Source organism: Enterococcus songbeiensis, from assembly GCF_005405265.1.
GTDB lineage: Bacteria > Bacillota > Bacilli > Lactobacillales > Enterococcaceae > Enterococcus_C > Enterococcus_C songbeiensis.
This window is the reverse complement of the sequence record NZ_BJDS01000010.1, coordinates 33,784-56,727: the sequence shown is the minus strand read 5'-3', so window position 1 is coordinate 56,727 and position 22,944 is coordinate 33,784. Positions and strand designations below refer to the sequence as shown.

At 42.0% G+C, this 22,944-nt stretch carries 19 protein-coding genes and 1 other annotated feature; of the genes, 9 read left to right on the top strand and 10 right to left on the bottom strand.

Features of this window, described 5'->3' with window-relative positions; genetic code table 11:
* Window positions 1–134 precede the first annotated feature (134 nt).
* From rpsR to dnaA, 10 genes are all read right to left on the bottom strand, one after another.
* Window positions 135–371, bottom strand: coding sequence for a 30S ribosomal protein S18 (gene rpsR / locus FFM66_RS06785; protein WP_137605410.1), 237 nt, complete (start codon window positions 369–371; stop codon window positions 135–137).
* 28 nt (window positions 372–399) lie between these two features.
* Complete coding sequence (ssb, locus tag FFM66_RS06780; protein ID WP_048604615.1) at window positions 400–939, bottom strand: single-stranded DNA-binding protein; 540 nt, start codon at window positions 937–939, stop codon at window positions 400–402.
* Between the two features lie 47 nt (window positions 940–986).
* A complete protein-coding gene (rpsF, locus tag FFM66_RS06775) occupies window positions 987–1,286 on the bottom strand; it encodes a 30S ribosomal protein S6 (RefSeq protein WP_048604616.1) in 300 nt (99 codons plus the stop codon).
* A gap of 174 nt (window positions 1,287–1,460) precedes the next feature.
* A complete protein-coding gene (locus tag FFM66_RS06770) occupies window positions 1,461–2,009 on the bottom strand; it encodes a DUF2922 family protein (protein WP_237579217.1) in 549 nt (182 codons plus the stop codon).
* A gap of 197 nt (window positions 2,010–2,206) precedes the next feature.
* Window positions 2,207–4,675, bottom strand: coding sequence for a DNA gyrase subunit A (gene gyrA / locus FFM66_RS06765; protein WP_171000814.1), 2,469 nt, complete (start codon window positions 4,673–4,675; stop codon window positions 2,207–2,209).
* A 110-nt stretch (window positions 4,676–4,785) separates the two neighbouring features.
* Window positions 4,786–6,732: a DNA topoisomerase (ATP-hydrolyzing) subunit B gene (gene gyrB / locus FFM66_RS06760; RefSeq protein WP_048604619.1), complete on the bottom strand. Its 1,947-nt coding sequence runs from the start codon at window positions 6,730–6,732 to the stop codon at window positions 4,786–4,788.
* A complete protein-coding gene (recF, locus tag FFM66_RS06755; protein WP_048604620.1) occupies window positions 6,733–7,845 on the bottom strand; it encodes a DNA replication/repair protein RecF in 1,113 nt (370 codons plus the stop codon). It abuts the gene before it with no gap.
* Window positions 7,832–8,071, bottom strand: coding sequence for a S4 domain-containing protein YaaA (gene yaaA / locus FFM66_RS06750; RefSeq protein ID WP_048604621.1), 240 nt, complete (start codon window positions 8,069–8,071; stop codon window positions 7,832–7,834). The genes recF and yaaA overlap by 14 nt, the downstream gene beginning before the upstream one ends.
* Window positions 8,072–8,292: 221 nt before the next feature.
* A complete protein-coding gene (gene dnaN / locus FFM66_RS06745) occupies window positions 8,293–9,423 on the bottom strand; it encodes a DNA polymerase III subunit beta (protein WP_048604622.1) in 1,131 nt (376 codons plus the stop codon).
* A 306-nt stretch (window positions 9,424–9,729) separates the two neighbouring features.
* The gene (gene dnaA, locus FFM66_RS06740) at window positions 9,730–11,058 is read right to left on the bottom strand and encodes a chromosomal replication initiator protein DnaA (protein WP_048604623.1); all 1,329 of its coding nucleotides are present in this window, start codon (window positions 11,056–11,058) and stop codon (window positions 9,730–9,732) included.
* A gap of 536 nt (window positions 11,059–11,594) precedes the next feature.
* Here dnaA and rpmH point away from each other — a divergent pair.
* The 9 genes from rpmH (at window position 11,595) to tdc (ending at window position 22,908) form a co-directional block, all read left to right on the top strand.
* Complete coding sequence (gene rpmH / locus FFM66_RS06735) at window positions 11,595–11,729, top strand: 50S ribosomal protein L34 (RefSeq protein ID WP_006703104.1); 135 nt, start codon at window positions 11,595–11,597, stop codon at window positions 11,727–11,729.
* Between the two features lie 119 nt (window positions 11,730–11,848).
* Window positions 11,849–12,193: a ribonuclease P protein component gene (gene rnpA / locus FFM66_RS06730; protein WP_048604624.1), complete on the top strand. Its 345-nt coding sequence runs from the start codon at window positions 11,849–11,851 to the stop codon at window positions 12,191–12,193.
* A gap of 23 nt (window positions 12,194–12,216) precedes the next feature.
* Window positions 12,217–13,035: a YidC/Oxa1 family membrane protein insertase gene (locus tag FFM66_RS06725; protein ID WP_048604625.1), complete on the top strand. Its 819-nt coding sequence runs from the start codon at window positions 12,217–12,219 to the stop codon at window positions 13,033–13,035.
* 17 nt (window positions 13,036–13,052) lie between these two features.
* A complete protein-coding gene (jag, locus tag FFM66_RS06720; protein WP_137605409.1) occupies window positions 13,053–13,793 on the top strand; it encodes an RNA-binding cell elongation regulator Jag/EloR in 741 nt (246 codons plus the stop codon).
* Window positions 13,794–14,239: 446 nt separating this feature from the next.
* The gene (locus FFM66_RS06715; RefSeq protein WP_048604627.1) at window positions 14,240–14,692 is read left to right on the top strand and encodes a MarR family winged helix-turn-helix transcriptional regulator; all 453 of its coding nucleotides are present in this window, start codon (window positions 14,240–14,242) and stop codon (window positions 14,690–14,692) included.
* Entirely contained in the window at window positions 14,693–17,098 is a 2,406-nt protein-coding gene (locus FFM66_RS06710; protein WP_048604628.1) for an ABC transporter ATP-binding protein, read from the top strand.
* 15 nt (window positions 17,099–17,113) lie between these two features.
* Window positions 17,114–18,967, top strand: coding sequence for an ABC transporter ATP-binding protein (locus FFM66_RS06705; RefSeq protein ID WP_048604629.1), 1,854 nt, complete (start codon window positions 17,114–17,116; stop codon window positions 18,965–18,967).
* 226 nt (window positions 18,968–19,193) lie between these two features.
* Window positions 19,194–19,388 (top strand) — a binding site (T-box leader).
* Window positions 19,389–19,492: 104 nt separating this feature from the next.
* A complete protein-coding gene (gene tyrS / locus FFM66_RS06700) occupies window positions 19,493–20,749 on the top strand; it encodes a tyrosine--tRNA ligase (protein WP_048604630.1) in 1,257 nt (418 codons plus the stop codon).
* 290 nt (window positions 20,750–21,039) lie between these two features.
* A complete protein-coding gene (gene tdc / locus FFM66_RS06695) occupies window positions 21,040–22,908 on the top strand; it encodes a tyrosine decarboxylase (RefSeq protein ID WP_048604631.1) in 1,869 nt (622 codons plus the stop codon).
* Window positions 22,909–22,944: the final 36 nt, after the last annotated feature.

Below are 22,944 nucleotides of genomic sequence, written 5' to 3'. Positions count from 1 at the left end.
TTTATCACAACTTGCCTGTGAATGCGATTTAGGATGTTTCACGTGAAACATTTTCGCGAAAACCCATCATTTAAATAACATAAAAAAGATGAAACAAAAATCAATTGACTTTTGTTCCATCTTTGAAATTCTAATTATTCTTCGCCTACAAATGGTAGTAAGCCCATGATACGTGCGCGTTTGATCGCAATAGTTAATTTACGTTGGTTTTTAGCGCCGGTACCTGTTACACGGCGTGGCAAAATCTTTCCACGTTCTGAAATAAAACGTTTCAATAATTCAACATCTTTATAGTCTACGTGTTCAATATGATTTGCTGCAAGATAATCAACTTTACGACGTTTACGTCCGCCTCTTCTTTGTTGTGCCATTCTGTTTCCCTCCTATCAACTAAAAATACTAGAATGGTAAATCATCGTCTGAAATGTCGATCGAAGAATCTGTTCCAAATGGATCAGAAGTATCACGATCGAAATTCGGCATTCCGGTTGATGGTTGAGATGATTGATTTTGATTACCAAATGAATTGGAGTTAGCGTTCGAGTTAGAACTTGTATTGGTATTGTTGAAAGAATTATTGGAATACCCGCCACCATCTGTACGACGTTGTTCAGATGCTGAACGTGATTCTAATAATTGAAAGTTTTCAGCAACAACTTCCGTTACATAGACCCGCTGACCTTGTTGGTTTTCATAAGAACGGGTTTGAATCCGTCCGGTAACTCCCAGCAGAGTACCTTTGCGTGCATAATTCGCCATTGTTTCGGCTGGTTTGCGCCAAATGACACAGTTGATAAAATCAGCTTCACGTTCACCGCTTTGGTTTGTGAAGTTGCGATTTACAGCAAGTGTGAAAGTAGCTACCGCCGATCCGCTAGCAGTGTAACGTAAATCAGGATCTTTAGTCAATCGTCCAACTAATACGACATTATTGATCAAATCGATTCATCTCCTCATCGTTAAAATTTGTTTCACGTGAAACATTTTTATTCTTCTTCTTTAACAATCATGTGACGAAGAATATCGTCGTTGATTTTTGCAAGACGATCAAATTCATTGATTGCACCTGCACTTGATGGAGAAGAAACTTTTACGATGTGATAGATGCCTTCGCGGAATCCATTCATTTCATACGCTAGACGGCGTTTTTCCCAATCTTTTGATTCGATAACTTCAGCTCCGTTATCTTTCAAGATTGTATCGAAACGTTCGATCAAAGCAGATTTTGCTTCCTCATCAATGTTAGGACGAATGATGTATAAGATTTCATACTTCGTGTTTTCCATTGATTTTCACCTCCCTATGGACTTTGGCCCTTAGAATTCCCTAAGAGCAAGGAGAGCTGTCATAAAAGACTACTCACAAAGTCAAATTATACAGGAAAAGTTCCTAAAAGGCAAGCAAAGAATCGCTGATTCTCCAGGCTTTTTTCGTAAAAGAATTGCGGCTTTTCTGAATTTTTAGCTGCTGTTTTTCTCTCCTCTAGTTTTAAATACGCCTTTTTCAGTCGAATCTTTTTTCAAATCTTTTATTTCAAAAAGAATTTGTTCTTCTTGCTCCACATACTTGGCGCTTTCCATATAGCAAAACCGACGAACGCCTTCTTTTTCAAAAAGTTTCACTTTCGTCATCTCTGTCATAATCTCCCGCACCTCTGCTTCGGTCAGATCCTCTCGACAGGCAATTGGCATAAAGGTGTGGGGACGATTGTTGCCATCCAAAAAAGTTAAGGACAGCTTTTTTCGAGCATCTCCCTCCCTTCTGAAATTTCGCAGCTTCACTTTTTCTAAATAATCCTCCTCTTTTGCCAGTTTTTGTATTTTTCGTGTGGTTTCAATAACTGCAACAGCTGCAAATTCTGACGGCATCAATCGCTGACAAAGTTCAGTCCAGCGGTGCAGCGCTTCTTCTGTTGGTCCTTTGATGACATCGTTCAATCCCTGCTTAAAGAGCTGTCCCCGCCCATTTTGAAACAAGAGTTCAATTTTCGTATCCAAATAATAACGCATCTTTTTCCCTCCGATCCCTTTACCTCTATAACGAAAAAAAAGCACAAAATGTCAAACGAATTTGTGAAAAAAGATAAAAAGAAACCGTCAAAAGTTATCCACTGGGGAAAACTTTTGACGGTTTTATTTATCCACATTTCTTTTTTTACGTCTCGCTTTAGAAAAAAGACCACCTACAAACTAGGCGGTCTACTTTCTTATTCTGGGTCAACACTTTCTGCTTCCTCTTCAATCGCTTCTGGATCAACGGCTGCCATGGTAACTACCTTGGCATTGTCTTCCATCTTCATCAAACGAACCCCTAAGGTTGCCCGTCCGGTTTGCGAGACTGTCGCAACATTGAAACGAATGATTACACCACGATTGGTGATCAGTAAAATATCTTCTTCTCCGTTTACCGTCGTCAGACCAGCCAGTGGACCATTTTTCGTCGTGATATTGGCAGTCTTGATCCCTTTGCCTCCCCGACCTTTGATTGGGTATTGATCGCCGCCGGTTCGTTTGCCATAGCCGTTTTCGGTAATGACCAGTACTTCCCGATCAGGAGTAATAACAGCTGCGCCAACGACATAATCCTCTTCACGTAAACGAATTCCGCGAACACCTGCTGCAGTCCGTCCCATATCTCGGACGGCTTCTTCCTTGAAGGTAACGGAATAACCGTTATGCGTGCCAATGATAATGACATTTTCACCATTTGTTTCCAAGACGTTGACTAACTCATCGCCTTCCTTCAATCCGATAGCAATCAGTCCATTGCTGCGGATATTGGCAAATGCCGTTACTGAAGTCCGCTTAACTACACCCAATAGTGTCGTAAAGAAGAGATAGCGACCATCTTTTGGTGAACCGTCAACGGAAATAATCGTTTGGATCTTTTCACTGGAGTCGATTCCCAATAGATTGATTACTGGGATTCCCTTAGCTGTCCGACCATATTCTGGAATTTCATAGCCCTTCGCCCGATAAACTTTTCCTTTATTGGTAAAGAATAACAACGTATCATGGGTGGAACAAGAAACCAGCGTCTTCACAAAGTCTTCATCGTGAATGCCCATCCCCTGAATTCCGCGGCCGCCACGGCGTTGCGCGCGAAATTCACTTTTTGCCAAACGTTTGATGTAGCCGTTGTTGGTCAAGGTAATCACGATTTCTTCTTCTTCGATCAAGTCCTCGTCTTCCAAACTCAACACTTCACCCACCAACAATTCCGTCCGGCGTTTATCTCCGAAACGATTGGCAATTTCACCTAATTCTGTTCGGATGATTTCAGAAACCCGTTCTGGATTTGCTAAAATTTCCTTCAAATCAGCAATTAAAGTCAGTAAATCTTGGTATTCATTTTCGATTTTTTCCCGTTCCAAACCGGTCAATCGGCGTAAACGCATGTCTAAAATCGCTTGCGCTTGTCGATCTGACAGCTTGAAGCGGTCCATCATCGTGGTTTTGGCCACATCATCTGATTTTGATCCGCGAATAATCGCAATAATTTCATCAATGTGATCCAAAGCAATCCGCAAACCTTCTAAAATATGCGCTCTGGCTTCAGCTTTGTTTTTGTCAAATTCTGTCCGACGAGTCACAACTTCCCGTTGGTGTTCGACATAATTTTCCAAGATTTGTTTTAAGCTGAGAATCTTTGGCACACCTTTTTCGATGGCCAACATATTGAAGCCAAAAGAGGTTTGCAATGACGTCATTTTATATAAATTATTCAAAATAACCGAAGAGCTGACATCCCGTCGAACGTCAATGACGATCCGCATGCCTTCCCGAGAAGATTCGTCCCGTAGATCCGTGATTCCTTCGATCCGTTTGTCGCGATGAAGTTCTGAGATTCGTTCAATCAGCTTGGCTTTGTTGACCATGTAAGGCAGTTCAGTCACCAAAATTCGTTCTTTTCCGTTAGGCATCTCGGTGATTTCTACCCGACCGCGGATCGTGATTGATCCTTTTCCAGTTTCATAGGCCCGACGAATGCCGGATTTTCCCATGACAAGACCCCCTGTTGGAAAATCTGGTCCTGGTAAAACTTCCATCAATTCGCTGTTGGTCACTTCTGGGTTTTCCATCAACAAATCAATCGCTGCAATGACTTCATTCAAGTTATGTGGAGGAATGTTGGTCGCCATCCCTACTGCGATCCCGGTAGTTCCATTTACCAGCAAGTTAGGAAAACGTGCCGGTAAAACTTCTGGTTCTCTTTCGGTATCATCATAGTTGCTGATAAAGCCTACAGTATTTTTATTGATGTCCCGCAACATCTCTAACGCTAATTTGCTCATGCGGGCTTCGGTATACCGCATCGCCGCAGCACCGTCACCATCGACAGAGCCGAAATTTCCGTGGCCGTCTACTAGCATGTAACGGTAACTAAAGGGTTGTGCCATCCGCACCATTGATTCATAGATGGCACTGTCGCCGTGGGGATGGTATTTCCCCATAACATCTCCGACAATCCGGGCTGATTTTTTATGGGGTTTATCCGGTGTTACACCTAATTCGTTCATCCCGTAAAGGATTCGCCGATGGACCGGTTTTAAGCCGTCGCGGACATCTGGAAGGGCCCGAGCAACAATTACGCTCATGGCATAGTCGATGAAGGACTCTTTCATTTCGCTGGTTAAATTTACATCATGGATATTTTTCTTTGCTTCGCTCACGATTTTCCTCCTTATTTATGTCAAGGTAAGAAATTTCTTTTAAATTTCCACCGATTTTCATGCCGTCTATCATTCCACAAAATACTTACACAAGTGGAGCTGACATCCTTCATCTAGATATCAAGATTTTTCACGTAATGGGCATTTTCTTCGATAAACGCACGGCGAGGTTCTACCCGGTCTCCCATTAGCATTTCAAAGATTTGATCGGCTTCGATAGCATCATCCACGCTGACTCTCAGCATCAAGCGATTATCAGGGTCCATTGTGGTTTCCCATAATTGGTGGTCGTCCATTTCTCCTAGACCTTTGTACCGTTGTACGTTAGGTTTTGGTGTTGCCGGCAAGGATTGAATCACTTCCTGCAACTCTTCTTCTGCACGTTTTCCAGGCTGAACGTAGGTGATATTTTTTCCTTGCTTTACGCCATACAATGGTGGTTGGGCGATATAAACGTACCCTGCTTCCACGATTGGACGCATGTAACGATAGAACAACGTCAATAGCAAGGTCCGGATATGGGCGCCATCGACATCGGCATCCGTCATAATCACTAATTTGTGGTAACGGGCTTTGGAGACATCAAAATCGGAACCAAAGCCGGTTCCCATTGCTGTGAAAAGAGAACGGATTTCTTCATTGGCTAAAATTTTATCCATCGTTGCTTTTTCAACATTCAAGATTTTTCCGCGGATTGGTAAAATCGCTTGGAATTCCCGATTTCGTCCTTGTTTTGCAGAACCACCAGCGGAATCCCCTTCGACGATGAACAATTCGCATTTTTCCGGATCGTTGCTGGAACAGTCTGCCAGTTTTCCAGGGAGATTGCTGATTTCAAGCGCACCTTTTCGTCGGGTCACTTCCCGTGCTCGTTTGGCAGCTAGTCGAGCTTTGGAAGCCAGCATCCCTTTTTCAACGACTTGACGACCAATCGTCGGATTTTCCATCAAGAATTTAGTAAAATGCTCTGAAAACAAACGATCGGTAACCGTCCGGACTTCTGAGTTGCCTAATTTGGTTTTGGTCTGACCTTCAAACTGAGGATCAGGGTGTTTGATGGAAACCACGGCAGTCATGCCTTCTCGGACATCTTCCCCCGTCAGATTTTCATCATTTTCCTTCATCAGCTTTTGTTTGCGGGCATAATCATTAATGACCCGTGTCAGCGCCGTTTTAAAGCCGAACTCATGGGTCCCGCCTTCATAGGTATGGATATTGTTGGCAAAGCTCAACAGGTTCGTGTGGTAGCTGTCTGTGTATTGTAGCGACACTTCAACCGTAATGTCTTGCTGTTCCCCTTCAACATAAATCGGTTCAGGGAACAATACATTCTTGTTGGCATTCAAATGTTCCACGTAGCTCTTGATTCCGCCATCAAAATGGTATTCTTTCAATACCGGTTCCCCACGACGGTCTTCAATAGAGATATGCAAGCCACGATTCAAGAAAGCTAATTCACGAATCCGAGTAGCTAGTTTGTCAAAATCAAATTCAACGGTTTCCGTAAAAATTTCCGGATCCGGAACAAAATGGACCGCCGTTCCGTGTTGATCGGTTTCTCCGATGATTTTCAAATCATCTACGACAGCACCCCGATGGTATTCTTGGAAATAAATCTTGCCGTCTTTAAACACTTTGACATCTAGTGTTGTCGACAAGGCGTTGACAACGGAGGAACCTACCCCGTGCAGCCCACCGGAAACTTTATAGCCGCCACCGCCGAATTTTCCGCCGGCATGTAGAATCGTAAAGACAGTTTCCACTGCGGGACGTCCCGTCTTGGCTTGGATGCCGACAGGAATTCCCCGGCCATCATCAACAACGGTGACACTGTTGTCTTCTTCCACAACGACTTGAATCTTCGTCGCAAAACCTGCCAGCGCTTCATCGATGGAGTTATCGACGATTTCCCAAACAAGGTGGTGCAATCCTTCAGAGCTAGTCGAACCGATATACATACCGGGACGTTTCCGAACGGCTTCCAGTCCTTCCAACACTTGGATCTGACTGGCATCATATTCTTTGGCGCGTTCGACTAAACTTTTTTCTTCTTCTGTCATCTAGTTTTCTTCTCCTTTTAATTCGCCTTGCTGAACGTAAAAAATTTCCGGTTCAACAGTCATTTTATTTTTCACATGTTCCAACGTCGTGGTAGTCAAGAAGGTCTGGACTTTGCCTTCAATGGTTTCTAAGAGATGGAGCTGCCGTGTGTCATCCAATTCACTCATGACATCGTCCAATAAAAGAATTGGATATTCGCCGGTCTCCTCCTTCATCAAATCGATTTCTGCCAGTTTGACGCTCAAGGCTGTCGTTCGCTGTTGTCCTTGAGAGCCATAGGTTTGGACGTCTTTGCCATTAATCGCAAAATGCAGATCATCCCGATGAGGACCTGCCAACGTAGATAAACGCAGCCGTTCTTTTTCTCGGCTTTTTTTCAACTCTTGGGTAAAAGCTGCTTGGATTTCTTCCAAATTTGAAGAGTGAAATGGAATACTTGAAACATAATCGATCGTCAGAGTCTCTTTTTCATGGCTGATTTTATGATGCAGCTCATTTGCCCAGTACTCTAAACGTTTGACAAATTTTGCTCGTCCTAAAAGCACCTTGCTGCCAAATGCCACCAGCTGCTCGGATAAGATATCCAGATACAGAGGATCGGCTTTGTTCAGCATTTGTTTTAGGTATTGATTCCGCTGCTTCAGTACATGCTGGTACTGGACCAGATCGTAGAGATAGATAGGATCAATCTGCCCGATTTCCATGTCCAAAAATTTTCGCCGCACCTGCGGACTGCCCTTGACCAGCGACAGATCCTCCGGCGCAAACAAAATCACGTTCATCTGCCCCACATAACTGCTGAGCTTTTTTTGTTCCATGTGATTAACTTTCGTTTTCCGACCTTTTTTCGAAAGTGTGATCTCTAATGGAATCTTGCTGGTATTTTTTGTCACCGTTCCTTGAATATGCGCAAATTCATTGCCCCATTGGATCAATTCCTGCTCATTATTCGTCCGATGACTGCGGGTCATGGCCAATACATAGATACTTTCCAATAAATTGGTTTTTCCCTGTGCGTTTTCTCCCAAAAAAAGAGTGAGATTTTTGGAAAAAGAAAGAGAGAGTTCTGAGTAATTTCGGTAATTTTTTAAATGGAGATCAGTCAGCCTCATGGGGTTGTTCCTTTTTAGTCATAAAAAAAGTACCTGCATCAGGTATCTCGATCATCATACCGGCATAAAGTTTTCGACCGCGGCGATTTTCCGGCTCTCCGTCAACAAATACGGTATTTTCTGCCAGATACCATTTTGCTTGTCCGCCACTGCTGATGACACTGACTTCTTTGAGCACCTGCCCCAATGTCATATAATCTGTTTCCAAAAAGATTTTCTCTTTCATTTTCATCCCTCAATTCTATGGCAGACATATGGCTTTATTATACCTTTTTTTAGGGGGAAAAACAAATTTATCTTGTTTATTTTCTTTCTAAGAAGTTTTGTTCCAAATCGAGTTTTTTTAACAAAAATAAATAAACGGGCTCAAAATCGATTTTAAGCCCGTTTTCTGTGATTGATTCTATTCTGTAAAATTTCTGAGGATTTTCACTTTCTAAACATCTCTTAGTTGGTGCGGACCGGAGTAATCAGTTGGATAAAGGCTGCTTCGCCTTCCGTTGGTTCCAAAGTGAAAGGACGGATTGCAGAGATGAACTTGACGGTGATACTCATATCGCCAAATGCCCGCAATGCAGCTTTCATGTAATCTGGATTGAAGGAAATATCCAATGGTTCGCCGGTTACTTTTTCGTAATTCAGCGCTTCTTCTACTTTCCCGATTTCTGGTGAATTTCCGTAAAGAGTTACTGCATCGTTGCGGATAGACAAACGAACAATATTGTTGCGGCCTTCATGAGACAGCAATGACGCCCGTTCGATAGCAGCCAATAGTTTTGGTACGGAAAATTCGATTTCGGTATTGAAGCTGGCTGGAATCAAACGATTGGTATCAGGATAATTGCCTTCTAACAAGCGAGAATAAAACAACATATTTTCGGTTTTGAACAGAACTTGGTTTTCCATAATGCTGATTTCCACGATTTCTTCTTCATCGCTCAATGAACGGGATAATTCGATCAGGCTCTTGCCAGGAATCACGATATTGAAATCACTGGCTGCCTGCTCGATAGGAATCACTCGTTGGCTTAAACGATGAGAGTCTGTCGCAACAGCTAATAATTTTTGATTGTCTAAAACAAAATGGACCCCAGTCAAAATGGGACGACTTTCGTGTTGAGACACTGCAAAAACCGTTTCATTGATCAGTTGGTTCAAGACATGTACCGGAATCTTCATTTGATTTTGACTTTCGACAACTGGCAAATGTGGATAACTGTCGGCATCCAAACCGTTGACGGTAAAGTTGGCTTTTCCAGAGTTGATGGCAACGAGATTATTTTCTAACACTTCCATCGAAAAGGTGTCTTCTGGTAATCGTCTGATGATTTCGCTAAAGAAACGTGCCTGTAATACAACAGCTCCCGTTTCCTCGATCTGCATTTGGGCTTTTTCATTTTCCACTGATAAAAAGGTTTCAATCGAGATATCGGCATTGCTGCCGGTCAAGGTCAATCCTTCACTGGTTAAAACGATTTTTACGCCTGTCAAAATGGGGATCGTAGTTTTAGAAGAAATTGCCCGTTGAACAGTTTGTAATTCTTGTATAAATGACGCACGATTTAGGGTGACTTTCATAGATGACTCTCCTTGCTCATTTTAGTGTATTAAATTTTCTAAAAGAAAATTTAAGTTTATTTTCGCACCGTATATCATTCCACTAGAATACTTGGAAAAGTGGAACTGACATCCTTATTCGGTTTATTGTCTGGATTTTTCTTGTTTGTTCGGTGGCGCTTTATCTATTAATAGATAATTAAAGATAATAGTAGTAGTAGGGCTGTTTAAACAGTGGATAACTCAGAAAAAGTGCGGACAGTCCAGTTTTCCCCATGTGTATAACGTGTGGATAACTTTTGGGATTCTGCCGCTTTTATCCACATGCTAATGAATCAGCAGATTTTTGATTTCGCCGATTTCGGTCTTTATGGTTTCATCGCTGGCAACTAATTTTTCGATTTTTTCGTGGGCATGGATGACAGTGGTGTGATCCTTTCCACCAAATTCTGCGCCGATTTTCGGCAAGGAATGGTCCGTCAGCTCCCGAGAGAGATACATGGCGATTTGTCGGGGAACAACAATAGTTTTGACCCGTTTTTTCCCTTTTAAATCTTTTAATTGGATATGATAATATTTTGCCACTTCTTCTTGAATTTGCAAAATAGAAACCTGTGCCAAGCCATGATTGGATTTCAATGCTTTTAGGGCTTCTGCCGCCAAACTGGTGGTGATATCGGAATTATTCATGGTAGCAAAGGCCTGCACTCGGACCAACGCCCCTTCTAATTCACGAATGTTGGAATCGATTTGCCCGGCGATGTAACTCAACGTATCATCGGGAATTTCCAAACGTTCTGCTTCGGCTTTTTTCCGCAAAATAGCGATTCGAGTTTCCAAATCCGGTGGTGTGATGTCTACTGACAACCCCCACGCAAAGCGGGAAACCAATCGTTCCGGCAAGGTTGGGATTTCATGAGGCAACCGGTCACTGGTCAGGACGATCTGTTTATTGTTTTTGTACAATTCTTCAAATGTATAGAAAAATTCCTCCTGGGTGCCTTCTTTGCTGACTAAAAACTGAATATCATCCACTAAAAGTAAATCGACACTGCGGTATTCGTTGCGAAAATCCTCCATTTTATTCTTTTGAATGGAGTTGATGAAGTCATTCGTGAAATTTTCACTGCTGACATATTTGATTTTTGCATCGGGGCGGTTTAGCAGCATTTGATGTCCGATGGCATGCATCAAATGGGTTTTTCCTAGACCAACGCCGCCATAAAAAAAGAGCGGATTATAGATCGAACCGGGTTCTTCCGCTACCACTAAAGCTGCTGCATGAGCCATCTGATTGCCTTTCCCGATAACAAATGTGTCAAAGGTGTACTTGGGATTGAGCATGGCATTTGGTTTGCTGACTTCTTTTGGTTCTTCGGTTTTTTTCACCGGGGTTAGCTGTTGGGCCTCTTCCGGGGTTACAAAGGTAGGAATAATTTCTTTGCCGTACAGCATAAAACTTGTTTCCACGATTTTTGACGCCAAATTTTTCTTCCAATATGTCTTGTGGACATCTGTAGGGACTTCAATCACCAATTGATTGTTTTCAAAAGAAATCGGTTTGACCGTCTCGATCCACACTTCATAGCTTTGTGGATTGAGTTCCTTTCGAAAGGTGTTTTGAAGTTCCTCCCATATGCTTTTAAGAGATGACATAGAATGTCCTCCTAGGTTCAATTTAGAATACTAGTACTAATTTAGCATGGATTAGCAAAGTTTTCCACAGATTAACGAAAAAAAAAGCCAAAGGCAGAAAAAAATTTTTTTATCTTTTCCACAGCTGTGCATAAAAAAATAAAAGTTATCCACAGAAAGCAATAAAGTTATCCACACAAAAAAAGTTTCTGGGGATTATTTACCATTGTCCAAAAGTAATCCACAAGCAGATGTGAATTATAAAGCCCGATATTAGGCGTTTTCTAGCAAGTTGTCCACAGCACAATAAAAAAATGTTGAAAACTTATTTAGGGCTGTGTAATTGTTGAAAACTTCCGGAAAAATCCTGAAAAGCTGTTGACATCTTTGAAAGGCATCCACAAATTTTACCAAGCTGGCAGTAAAAATGTGGATAATTTCGTTGGTTGTCCGGCAGAAGAATTCACGTTTTCTTATTGACAAAATAGATAAGTTCTCGTTATACTATCAAAGTATGTCTAGTATCTAGATAGATCATCTTGATGGAGGTGGAAGTAATGAAAAGAACTTACCAACCAAATAAACGTAAACGTCAAAAAGTTCATGGATTCCGAAAACGTATGAGTACTAAAAACGGTCGTCGTGTTTTAGCAAGCCGTCGTCGTAAAGGAAGAAAAGTTCTTGCAGCGTAAACCACTGAAACCACAGTGGTTTTTTTTATGCCCTTTTTTCCTTTAAAAGGATGAAGTAAGCGGCGCAGATATGGTATTATTGTTGAGTGAGTAAATGAGAGAGAAATGAAGGAAGCGAAATGAGAAAGTCCTATCGAGTAAAAAAGGAAAGTGATTTTCAAACAGTTTTTCAAAACGGCGCATCTTTTGCCAATCGCAAGTTTGTGGTCTATCGCTTGGATAAGCCTGAACAAGCGCATTTTCGCGTGGGGCTTTCGGTAGGAAAAAAAATCGGCAATGCCGTGACACGAAATGCCGTGAAACGAAAAATTCGCGCTTGCCTGTATGACATGCGGGAAAAAATAGTGCCTGAGATTGATTTCATCGTCATTGCTCGACCAGCGATCAGCGAGCTGGATAGCAAGGAAGTCTATACAAATCTGGAACATGTCTTGAAACTCGCAAAAATTTTAAAAACTAAATAAAGAAGTAAAGGGGAATTTGTTTCGTGAAGAGAAAACAGCTTATCTTATTAGCAAGTCTGCTAGGACTGGTTCTTTTCCTATCCGCCTGCGGAACGGGAAATGTCAGTGCAGAAAGTACGGGAGTTTGGGATCGCTACATTGTTTATACTTTTGCCCAAGCGATTAAAGGCTTATCTTTTGGGAATGCCGGAATCGGGATCATCTTATTCACCTTGATCATCCGAATCATTTTATTACCATTGATGCATTTTCAAACGAAGAGCATGCGCAAGACGCAAGAATTGCAACCCAAATTAAAAGCGCTGCAAAAACAATATGCGTCAAAAGATGTTGAGACTCAAAATAAGTTAAAGGAAGAAACACAACGGCTGTATGCGGAAAACAATGTTAATCCTTATGCCGGGTGTCTGCCATTGCTGGTTCAAATGCCAATCTTGATGGCGTTGTGGCAATCGATTCAACGGGTACCCGAATTGCGTCAAGGACATTTTTTATGGTTGAACCTTGGGGAATCTGATCCAACGTTTATCTTGCCGATTCTGGCAGCAATCTTTACCTTTGCAAGTACTTACTTGTCCAGCATGAGCCAAATCGATGCGAACCCAAGCATGAAAATCATGAACTTCGTGATGCCGGTCATGATCTTGGTAATGGGTGTCAATTTAGCCAGCGGGTTGTCCTTGTACTGGGTAGTGTCCAACGCCTTCCAAGTCGTTCAAACACTTTTGATTAACAACCCATTCAAGATCCGCAAAGAACGGGAAGAAGAAGCTCGTAAAATTCGTGAACGGGAACGGGCGTTGCAAAAAGCGATGACACCGAAGAAAAAACGTAAAAAATAGTAAGGGAGGTCAAACAGATGCCGATCTATGAAGGGACAACTGTGGAAGAAGCGATCCAAAAAGGGTTAGCCGCATTAGGACTTACGCAAGAAGAAGCATCCATCGAGGTTTTAGAAGAAGGAAAAAAAGGATTTTTGGGAATGGGCAAAAAAGATGCCCGTGTTTCCCTCGAACCAACCGTCAGTGAAGAAATCAGCGAGGCTGTCGTGGATACAGTGACAGCCGTTGCAAGAGAAGAAGCACCGGTTGCTCCAGCTCCAGCACCTGTCTCTGAAGCCGAGGTAAGTGAACTTGGCGATGAAGCTGCTTTGACAGAATTGGCGCTTTATCTGACCAATATCACCAACGAACTGCAAGCACCGGCGTTAGTCAAAATGGAGCGAGCAGACGGATTGATCATTTTCCATCTAGAAACGCAAAAACAAGGGATTCTGATTGGAAAACATGGCAAAATGCTAAATGCTTTACAATATTTGGCACAGGTTTTCATCCATCGTATTGCTGAAAATAAACTTTCAGTAGTAGTCAATGTAGGGGATTACCGTCAAAAGCGGCAAGCAATTTTGCAACGGTTGGCTGAACGGACAGCAGACAAGGTCAAACGAACCGGACGTCCTGTTTTCCTCGAACCGATGCCGGCTTTTGAACGCAAGCAAATCCATTCTGTTTTGAGTCATGACGATCAAGTCAAGACCCATTCAGAAGGGGATGAACCTTACCGGTACCTCGTTGTCGAACCCGTCAAAAAACATTACTAAAAAGGACGTATCCCTTTTTAAAAAGCGATTGACAACGTTTACGAAACCAAGTATATTTTACTAGAAATCATTCTTATCAAAGTGAAAGACGTTGCGTTTGTCATTTTGATCAAAAACAAGCCGAGTTTCTCCCGTTTGATGGAGGAACCCGGCTTGTTTTGATTTTGAGGTAAAAGAAACAATTTCTTTGTAAACGGTTCTTTTTTTGTCAGTATAGCATCGAAATCTGCAAAAGGAAAAAGGTATCTTTATCACACGCTAAGGGAATTTTTTCATCCATAGAAGGGTGGAATAAAAAAAGTAAAACTGTAAGCGAAATCACGGTTTTAATCGGTTGACATCAGAAAAAAATAGGCTTATTATAGCAAAGCGAAATTCACTAATAGTGTTAGTGATTAATAGTGTTAGTGATTAATAGTGTTAATTAATCGTGAAGGAGGAAAATCATGTCCTACGCTGAGGAAGCGCAACGAAAATTAGAGCAGTTGATGGTGCGAAACCGTCATGGTGCATTCAGTGAGATGGAAAAAAGCAATCGTGGTGAAACGGTTGTGATCAAGTATCTTGGTCATGAAAATCGGGCCGTCAGTCCTAAACATTTGGCTGGTGCGTTAAATGTTTCTAGCGCAAGAATCGCCGCTTTATTGGGAAGCCTTGAGAAAAAAGGGAAGATCCAGCGCACAATGGACCCGGATGATCGTCGCCGAATCCAAGTGACGCTAACCAAATCAGGCGAGGAAGCCGCTGAAGCTGAAAAGAAAAAAATGCAAGAAAAAATCGTTTGTGTCTTTCAAAAAATGGGAAAAGACGATACCGAGAAATTTCTCGAATTGATCGTGAAATTTATGAAATACTCCCACGAAATGCACAATGAAACAGAAAGAGGAAGTGACACCTAAATGAAGATCTTTAAACATCTTGGCAAATACTGGTATGCCATTCTCGCCGTGCTTGTCCTGTTAATCGTGCAGGCAAACAGTGATTTGAATTTACCAAATCTAACCTCTGATATCGTTGATGTCGGTATTCAACAAGGAGGGATCGAAACAGCGACACCGAAAAAAATCCGCAAAGAATCCCTTCAAGCAGTCGAAATGTTTATGACTGCTGCGGAAAAGAAAACAATTGAAGAAAACTACAAACTTTCAAAAGATGGAAAAATTTATACCTTGGATCTTCAAGACGGGGTAACGAAAGAAAAACTTTCTAAAATTTTTGAACTGCCGATGATGATGTTGGCTGCTTCCCAAACAAAAGGAGAAGAAAGCACAGAAGCAAAGGCAATCATTGAGGCGTATACCAAACTCAGTGAACAAGGAACAGAAGCAGAAAAATTAGGAGAAGAAGCAAAAACTCTCGGTGAACAAGCGAAAACTGCCGGAGAAGAAGCTCAAAAACTTGGAACCGAGGCTGCCAGCGCAACCGACCCGCAAGTGGCCGCACAAACTGCTGCTGAGGCACAGGCAAAAAGTCAAGAAGCACAAGATTTAGCCGCGCAAGCCCAAGAAAAAGGTACACAGGCACAAGAAGTTGCAGAAGAAGCGAAAACAGCTGCTGATGCAATGCCGGACAAAGTCATTGCTGCTCGAAAAGCAACACAAAAAGCCATGGGGGATCTTGGAGAAGATTCTATGAAAACCGTTGGGATCCAATTCGTTCTGGCAGAATACAAAGCCTTGAAGATGGACACCCAACAAATCCAAACCAATTACATGATCAAAACCGGTGGTAAAATGGTCGGTTTGACTTTCTTATCTGCGGCAGCCGCAGTAATTGTTGGATGGATTGCTTCTATGGTAGCCGCATCTGTCGGTAGAAATTTACGGGTCGCACAATACGAACGGACGTTGCAATTTTCCAATAATGAAATGGAAAAATTCTCGCCTGCTTCCTTGATTACCCGAAACACCAACGATATCCAACAAATCCAGATGGGGATTGTGATGATTATCCGGATGGTTTTATATGCACCAATCTTAGGAATCGGCGGTGTGTATCAAGTAGCCAAAACGGGAACCGGCATGGGCTGGATCGTTGGCGTTGCAGTGGGGGCAGTTTTATTTTTAGTCGTGACTTTGTTAGCCTTCACCATGCCGAAATTCAAAGCCCTGCAAAATTTAGTGGACCGAGTGAACTTGGTTTCACGGGAAATTTTGACCGGACTTTCTGTTATCCGCGCCTTTTCACGGGAAAAATTTGAAGAAAAACGGTTTGACAATGCCAATACAGATTTGATGAAGACCCAATTGTTTGTCAACCGGGCAATGTCAATCATGATGCCAGTCATGATGTTATTGATGAATGGTATCTCTGTATTGATCGTTTGGGTCGGTGGTCACAACATGAACGATGGTCAACTGCAAGTCGGTGATATGATGGCCTTCATTACCTATACGATGTTAATTGTCATGGCCTTTATGATGCTTTCAATGGTCTCAATCATTTTGCCTCGTGCCAACGTTGCTGCTGGACGGGTGGATGAAGTATTGAAAACTGAACCTAGCATTACAGACAAACCAACTGTGAAAGACAATGACGTTGAGTTTAAGGGGGAAGTGAAATTTGAAGGCGTTGAATTCCGTTATAGCGATGCGGACGAAGATGTGCTTCATCATATCAATTTCACCGCTAAACCGGGAGAAACTACCGCAATCATCGGGTCTACTGGTTCAGGAAAATCAACAGTCATCAACTTGATTCCTCGTTTATTCGATGTGACAGGTGGACGAATCACCATCGATGGAATCGACATTCGCGACTTATCCTTGCATAAATTGCATGAACTGATTGGGTTTGTCCCACAAAAAGGAATCTTATTCTCTGGGGATATCGAATCCAACATCAAATTTGGTGATGCAGAAATCTCTGATGAACAAATGAAAAAAGCAGCAGAAATTGCCCAAGCAACGGAGTTTATCAATGGCAACGAAACCGGCTATGAACGTGCTATTTCACAAGGTGGTTCAAATGTTTCCGGCGGACAGAAACAACGGCTTTCCATTGCACGGGCATTAGCGAAGAATCCAAAAATCTTGATTTTTGATGATTCCTTCTCTGCTTTGGATAATAAAACCGACGTGGCACTGCGAAAAGCTTTGTCTGAAAATATTCACGGAGCAACACAAATCATTGTTGCACAAAAGATTTCAACGATTCTTCATGCTGACAATATTATCGTGTTAGAAGAAGGACGTGCAGTCGCACAAGGAACCCACGAAGAACTGATCAAAACATCCCATGTCTATCAAGAAATCGCTCAATCACAATTGAGCAATTCAGAATTAGGCATAGAAGAAGCTGAATAGGGAGGAGCGAAAACAATGAGTGAAAAAACAAACAATCGCCCTCGCGGCGGCGGTTTCGGCGGTCCTGGCGGTCATATGGGCGGCGGGCAAAAAGCCAAAGACTTCAAAGGAACATTGAAAAAATTAGTGTCGTATATCGGCGCTTATAAAATCGCGGTCTTTTTCGTTATCGTCTTTGCGATCGCGTCAACGATCTTCAATATTTGGGGACCGAAAATTTTATCCCGAGCAATTACTGAATTGTTCAACGGATTGCTTGAAAAATATCAAGGAACCGGCGGCATTGATTTTGAAAAAATTGGTGGCATTCTGTTATTTATGTTAGGTTTGTATCTTGTTGCATCACTTTTTGGGATTATTCAAGGATGGATTATGTCCACCGTTTCCCAAAAAATTACGTACCGGATGCGGAAAGAAATTTCAGAAAAAATCAATCGGATGCCAATGAATTATTTCGAAAGCCGGACGGTGGGAGATGTCCTGTCACGGATCACCAATGACGTAGATACACTGGGACAAAGCTTGAATCAATCCATCACCCAACTGATTACTTCTGTCTTTACCGTGATTGGAGTTATCGTAATGATGTTGTCGATCTCAGTACCGATGACAGGGATTGCTGTATTGATTGTACCTCTTTCGATTCTGTTAATTGCGTTTGTTGTCAAGAGATCACAAAAGCATTTCCAAACCCAACAAGAATACTTAGGTGTTATTAATGGGCAGGTGGAAGAAACAATCGGCGGACACAATATCGTCCGTTTATTCAATGATGAAGAAAATGCGCTGCAAGATTTTAAAGCGCAAAATGATGTTTTGTTCAAATCGGCATGGAAATCCCAATTTCTGTCTGGTTTGATGCAGCCAATCATGAACTTTGTCGGTAATTTAGGTTACGTGGCAGTAGCGATCATCGGTGGAGTCTTGGCTTACAATGGCACGATCACAGTCGGAGATATCCAAGCCTTTATCCAATATGTGCGGAATTTGACACAACCAATCGCACAATTGGCACAAGTTTCTAATATGCTGCAATCCATGGCAGCAGCAGCAGAACGGGTCTTTGAATTCTTGGAAGAAGAGGAAGAAGATCAAACGGTTGAAAACCCAGTGAAGATCGGGAAAGCCAAAGGAATGGTAGATTTCGATCACGTTCATTTCGGCTATACACCGGATAAAATCATCATCAATGACTTTACTTCCCATGTGGACCCAGGACAAACCGTTGCAATCGTTGGTCCGACAGGTGCCGGAAAAACAACGATGGTGAAACTGTTGATGCGTTTTTATGACGTGAATTCTGGTGCAATCGAAATTGATGGTCATGATATCCGCAAATTTAACCGTGCTGACTTACGGGAAAATATCGGAATGGTCTTGCAGGACACTTGGTTGTTCAAAGGAACAATCATGGATAATCTGCGGTATGGTCGTTTGGATGCGACGGATGAAGAAGTTTACGCGGCGGCAAAAGCAGCCCATGTGGATCACTTTATCAAGACGTTACCTGGTGGCTATAACATGGTGTTGAACGAAGAATCCTCCAACATCTCTCAAGGACAAAAACAATTGCTGACCATCGCCCGGGCGATTTTGGCAGACAAACCCATTTTGATTTTGGATGAAGCAACATCTTCTGTTGATACCCGTACGGAAGAATTGATCCAAGCGGCAATGAACAACCTGATGCAAGGAAGAACCTCCTTTGTCATCGCTCACCGGTTGTCCACCATCAAAGATGCCGATAAGATCCTCTACATGCAAGACGGAGATATTAAAGAACAAGGAACCCACGAAGAATTGCTCGAAAAAGGCGGCTACTATGCTTCCCTTTACAATTCACAATTTGAAACTGTGGCAGCAGTCTAATAAAAAGGACATTGAGTTTTCTCAATGTCCTTTTTATGCCCACAGCTATTTGGTAATTTGTTATTTTAATAAAATCATAACAAACGAAAAAAATTTTTTTACCGGCTTTTCTCCTTGTCAGAGTAGTATTTTTATTCAAAAAATCCCAAGGAGAAATGAAAATTTAAAAAATTTACGGTTGACAAAGAAAAAGTTGGGTCCTATGATACTGGTATAGTAATTATTGAAAACGACAATGACCAAAACGAAGTAGGGATAAAGCCAATGTTTCAGAGAGCTAGTGGGGCTGCGAACTAGCACATGCTTTAAAACGAAGTACATTTTGCGAGTCTATGGCAAAAATGCCACGCGACAGCGTTATATGTTTGAGGTATGCATGTGCATACGAATTTGGGTGGTACCACGTAGAATCGTCCCTTAGCTGAAAACAGCTAAGGGATTTTTTTTATTTTCCGGTAATCACCACAATCACTACTTGTCAGTTAGCAGGTTTCTGCTTTCAAAAAAAAGATGGAGGTCAATAAAATGAATATTATTGATGAATTAACATGGCGTGATGCCATCAATCAACAAACCAATGAAGAAGGTCTTCGCAAGCTCGTTAACGAAAAGAGCATTTCACTTTATTGCGGTGTTGATCCAACAGGCGATTCCATGCATATCGGGCATTTAATCCCGTTCATGATGATGAAAAGATTTCAATTGGCGGGCCACCATCCGTATATTTTGATTGGTGGAGGAACCGGAACGATTGGCGATCCCAGCGGACGGAAGACCGAACGGGTGTTGCAAACCATGGAACAAGTCCAACACAATGTTGATGCACTGACTGCTCAAATGCGCAAATTATTTGGGAAAGATGCGACAATCAGCTTCGTTAACAATTACGATTGGTTGTCAAAAATCTCCTTGTTGGAATTTTTACGAGATTACGGAAAAAGCTTCAACGTCAATACGATGTTGGCAAAAGATATCGTTGCCAGCCGGTTAGAAGTCGGTATTTCCTTTACAGAATTTACTTACCAAATCCTGCAATCCATCGACTTTTTACATTTGCATAAGACCTTTGACGTCCAACTGCAAATCGGTGGCGCAGATCAATGGGGGAATATTACCGCCGGCTTGGACTTGATTCGAAAAATCGAAGGCCCAGAAGCAGAAGCTTTTGGATTGACGATTCCATTAATGTTAAAAGCAGACGGCACAAAATTCGGCAAAACTGCCGGCGGTGCGGTTTGGCTGGATGCCAACAAGACATCACCTTTTGAATTTTACCAATTCTGGTTGAACCAAGATGACCGGGATGTTGTGAAATACTTGAAATTCTTTACCTTCCTGTCTCAAGAAGAAATCAATGAGTTAGCGAAAAAAGTCGAAACTGCCCCTGAAAAACGGGAAGCACAACGACGTTTGGCAGAAGAAGTCACTCGTTTTGTCCATAGTGAAGAAGACTTGCAAGAAGCTCAAAAAATCACGAAAGCTTTGTTCTCAGGGGATATCAAAGAGTTGAATGCGCAAGAAATCGCGCAAGGTTTTGGCAAAATGCCAAAAGTTGACATCTCCAGCACACCAGAAAACATCGTGGAGCTTTTAGTCGCTACGAAGATCGAACCATCGAAACGTCAAGCACGAGAAGATGTTTCAAACGGAGCTATTAGTATTAACGGCGATCGTATTGCCGATTTAGATTTTGTCATCGATCCATCAGAACACTTTGATGGAAAGTTTGTGGTCATCCGTAAAGGAAAGAAAAACTACTTTTTGGCCGAAGTAGTGGATTAGAATTTAGTAATTTTTTCCCATGAGAAACTGGGAGAGAATGAAAGAATTCCCATATAGGAACCCATCCTAAAAAAAGAGCGGCGATCGTCGTTAATACAAACTTGGGAGGAAATTTGCATCTGCAAATTTCCTCCCTTTTTAATTTTTCATAATTGTAGGTACAATTGAGAAAATAGCTTAAAATTAAAATATAATGAGATTAATGTTCGGATTTTGGTTTACAGTCCTCCATAACAGGTGTAATCTAGGCAACGACAAAATTTAAAATATTTTTTTAGGAGGGGTTCATTATGACTGATAAGTCAAATGATCTAAACTTGCACGCACTATTCATTGGTGACAAAGCTGAGAACGGCCAACTCTATAAAGCTTTGTTGAATGAATTGGTGGATGAGCATCTCGGATGGCGTCAAAATTACATGCCACAAGATATGCCCATCATCACACCAGAGGAAAAAAGTTCAAAGAGTTACGAAAACACTGTGAACCAAATGAAAGACGTTCTATCCGAAATTTCCATGCGGATGCGGACGCACTCAGTTCCATGGCATAATGCAGGGCGTTACTGGGGACACATGAATTCAGAAACCTTGATGCCATCGTTACTAGCATACAACTTCGCGATGCTATGGAACGGGAACAACGTCGCTTACGAATCTTCTCCTGCAACGAGTCAAATGGAAGAAGAAGTCGGCCATGAATTTGCTCATTTGATGAGCTACAAAAATGGTTGGGGACACATCGTTGCCGATGGTTCATTAGCCAATTTAGAAGGCTTATGGTACGCCCGCAATATCAAATCCTTACCGCTTGCGATGAAAGAAGTCGCACCAGAACTTGTTTCTGGCAAAAGCGATTGGGAATTGCTGAATATGCCTACCAGAAAAATCATGGATTTATTAGATTCTGTTCCAGAAAAAATCGATGAGATCAAAGCTCATTCTGCCCGCAGCGGCAAACATTTAGAAAAATTAGGAAAATGGCTGGTTCCACAAACCAAGCACTATTCTTGGTTGAAGGCCGCCGATATTATCGGTGTTGGATTAGATCAAGTCATTCCGGTTCCTGTGGATCACAATTACCGGATGGATATCCATGAGCTGGAACGAATCATCCGTCAACTGACCGCAGAAAAAACACCGATTTTAGGTGTGGTTGGTGTGGTTGGTTCTACCGAAGAAGGGGCCATTGACGGCATCGACAAAATTGTTGCTTTGCGCCATGCTCTTGAAAAAGAAGGACTTTACTTCTATTTGCATGTTGATGCAGCATACGGCGGCTATGGTCGGGCAATTTTCTTGGATGAAAACAATGACTTTATCCCATTTGAAGAATTAAAAGATGTTCATTATCAAAATGGCGTCTTCACTGAAAATAAAAATTATATCTTGAAAGAAGTATATGAAGCCTACAAAGCCATTGAAGAAGCAGAATCTGTAACAATCGATCCCCATAAAATGGGGTACGTTCCTTATTCAGCCGGTGGTATCGTGATTCAAGATATCCGGATGCGGGATGTTATTTCGTATTTTGCAACCTATGTCTTTGAAAAAGGCGCAGACATTCCTGCTCTTTTAGGTGCCTATATTTTGGAAGGATCAAAAGCCGGTGCAACGGCTGCCAGCGTTTGGGCGGCGCATCATGTATTGCCATTGAACATTCATGGGTATGGCAAACTGATGGGAGCTTCCATCGAAGGCGCACATCGTTTCTTCAATTTCTTGAATAACCTGTCCTTTACAGTTGGGGATAAAGAAATCGAAGTTCATCCGTTGACGTATCCTGATTTCAACATGGTGGATTATGTCTTTAAAGAAAAAGGCGTGGACGATTTAGAAGCGATGAACAAACTAAATCATGATATCTATGATTATTCTTCCTACGTCAAAGGAAGTATTTATGGCAATGAATTTTTGACTTCACATACTGATTTTGCGATTCCTGATTATGGCGATAGCCCATTGAAATTTGTGAATCAGCTTGGTTTTTCAGATGCAGAATGGAAGCGCGCCGGCAAAGTAACGGTTTTACGGGCCAGCGTGATGACACCTTACATGAACCAAGCCGAAAATTTTGAGGAATACGCCGGCAAAATCAAAGCGGCTCTTCAAGAAAAACTGGAAAAAATTTACGCAGACGAATTATTAGCTGTAAAATAACTAATTCGAGGCTGCAACCAGTTTTTCTTCACTGGC

Coding starts and splice junctions, on each gene's coding strand:
- rpsR (WP_137605410.1), bottom strand. CDS start 371: ATGGCACAACAAAGAAGAGGCGGACGTAAACGTCGTAAAGTTGATTAT.
- rpsF (WP_048604616.1), bottom strand. CDS start 1,286: ATGGAAAACACGAAGTATGAAATCTTATACATCATTCGTCCTAACATT.
- FFM66_RS06770 (WP_237579217.1), bottom strand. CDS start 2,009: ATGCGTTATTATTTGGATACGAAAATTGAACTCTTGTTTCAAAATGGG.
- gyrB (WP_048604619.1), bottom strand. CDS start 6,732: ATGACAGAAGAAGAAAAAAGTTTAGTCGAACGCGCCAAAGAATATGAT.
- recF (WP_048604620.1), bottom strand. CDS start 7,845: ATGAGGCTGACTGATCTCCATTTAAAAAATTACCGAAATTACTCAGAA.
- yaaA (WP_048604621.1), bottom strand. CDS start 8,071: ATGAAAGAGAAAATCTTTTTGGAAACAGATTATATGACATTGGGGCAG.
- dnaN (WP_048604622.1), bottom strand. CDS start 9,423: ATGAAAGTCACCCTAAATCGTGCGTCATTTATACAAGAATTACAAACT.
- dnaA (WP_048604623.1), bottom strand. CDS start 11,058: ATGTCATCTCTTAAAAGCATATGGGAGGAACTTCAAAACACCTTTCGA.
- rpmH (WP_006703104.1), top strand. CDS start 11,595: ATGAAAAGAACTTACCAACCAAATAAACGTAAACGTCAAAAAGTTCAT.
- rnpA (WP_048604624.1), top strand. CDS start 11,849: ATGAGAAAGTCCTATCGAGTAAAAAAGGAAAGTGATTTTCAAACAGTT.
- jag (WP_137605409.1), top strand. CDS start 13,053: ATGCCGATCTATGAAGGGACAACTGTGGAAGAAGCGATCCAAAAAGGG.
- FFM66_RS06715 (WP_048604627.1), top strand. CDS start 14,240: ATGTCCTACGCTGAGGAAGCGCAACGAAAATTAGAGCAGTTGATGGTG.
- FFM66_RS06710 (WP_048604628.1), top strand. CDS start 14,693: ATGAAGATCTTTAAACATCTTGGCAAATACTGGTATGCCATTCTCGCC.
- FFM66_RS06705 (WP_048604629.1), top strand. CDS start 17,114: ATGAGTGAAAAAACAAACAATCGCCCTCGCGGCGGCGGTTTCGGCGGT.
- tyrS (WP_048604630.1), top strand. CDS start 19,493: ATGAATATTATTGATGAATTAACATGGCGTGATGCCATCAATCAACAA.
- tdc (WP_048604631.1), top strand. CDS start 21,040: ATGACTGATAAGTCAAATGATCTAAACTTGCACGCACTATTCATTGGT.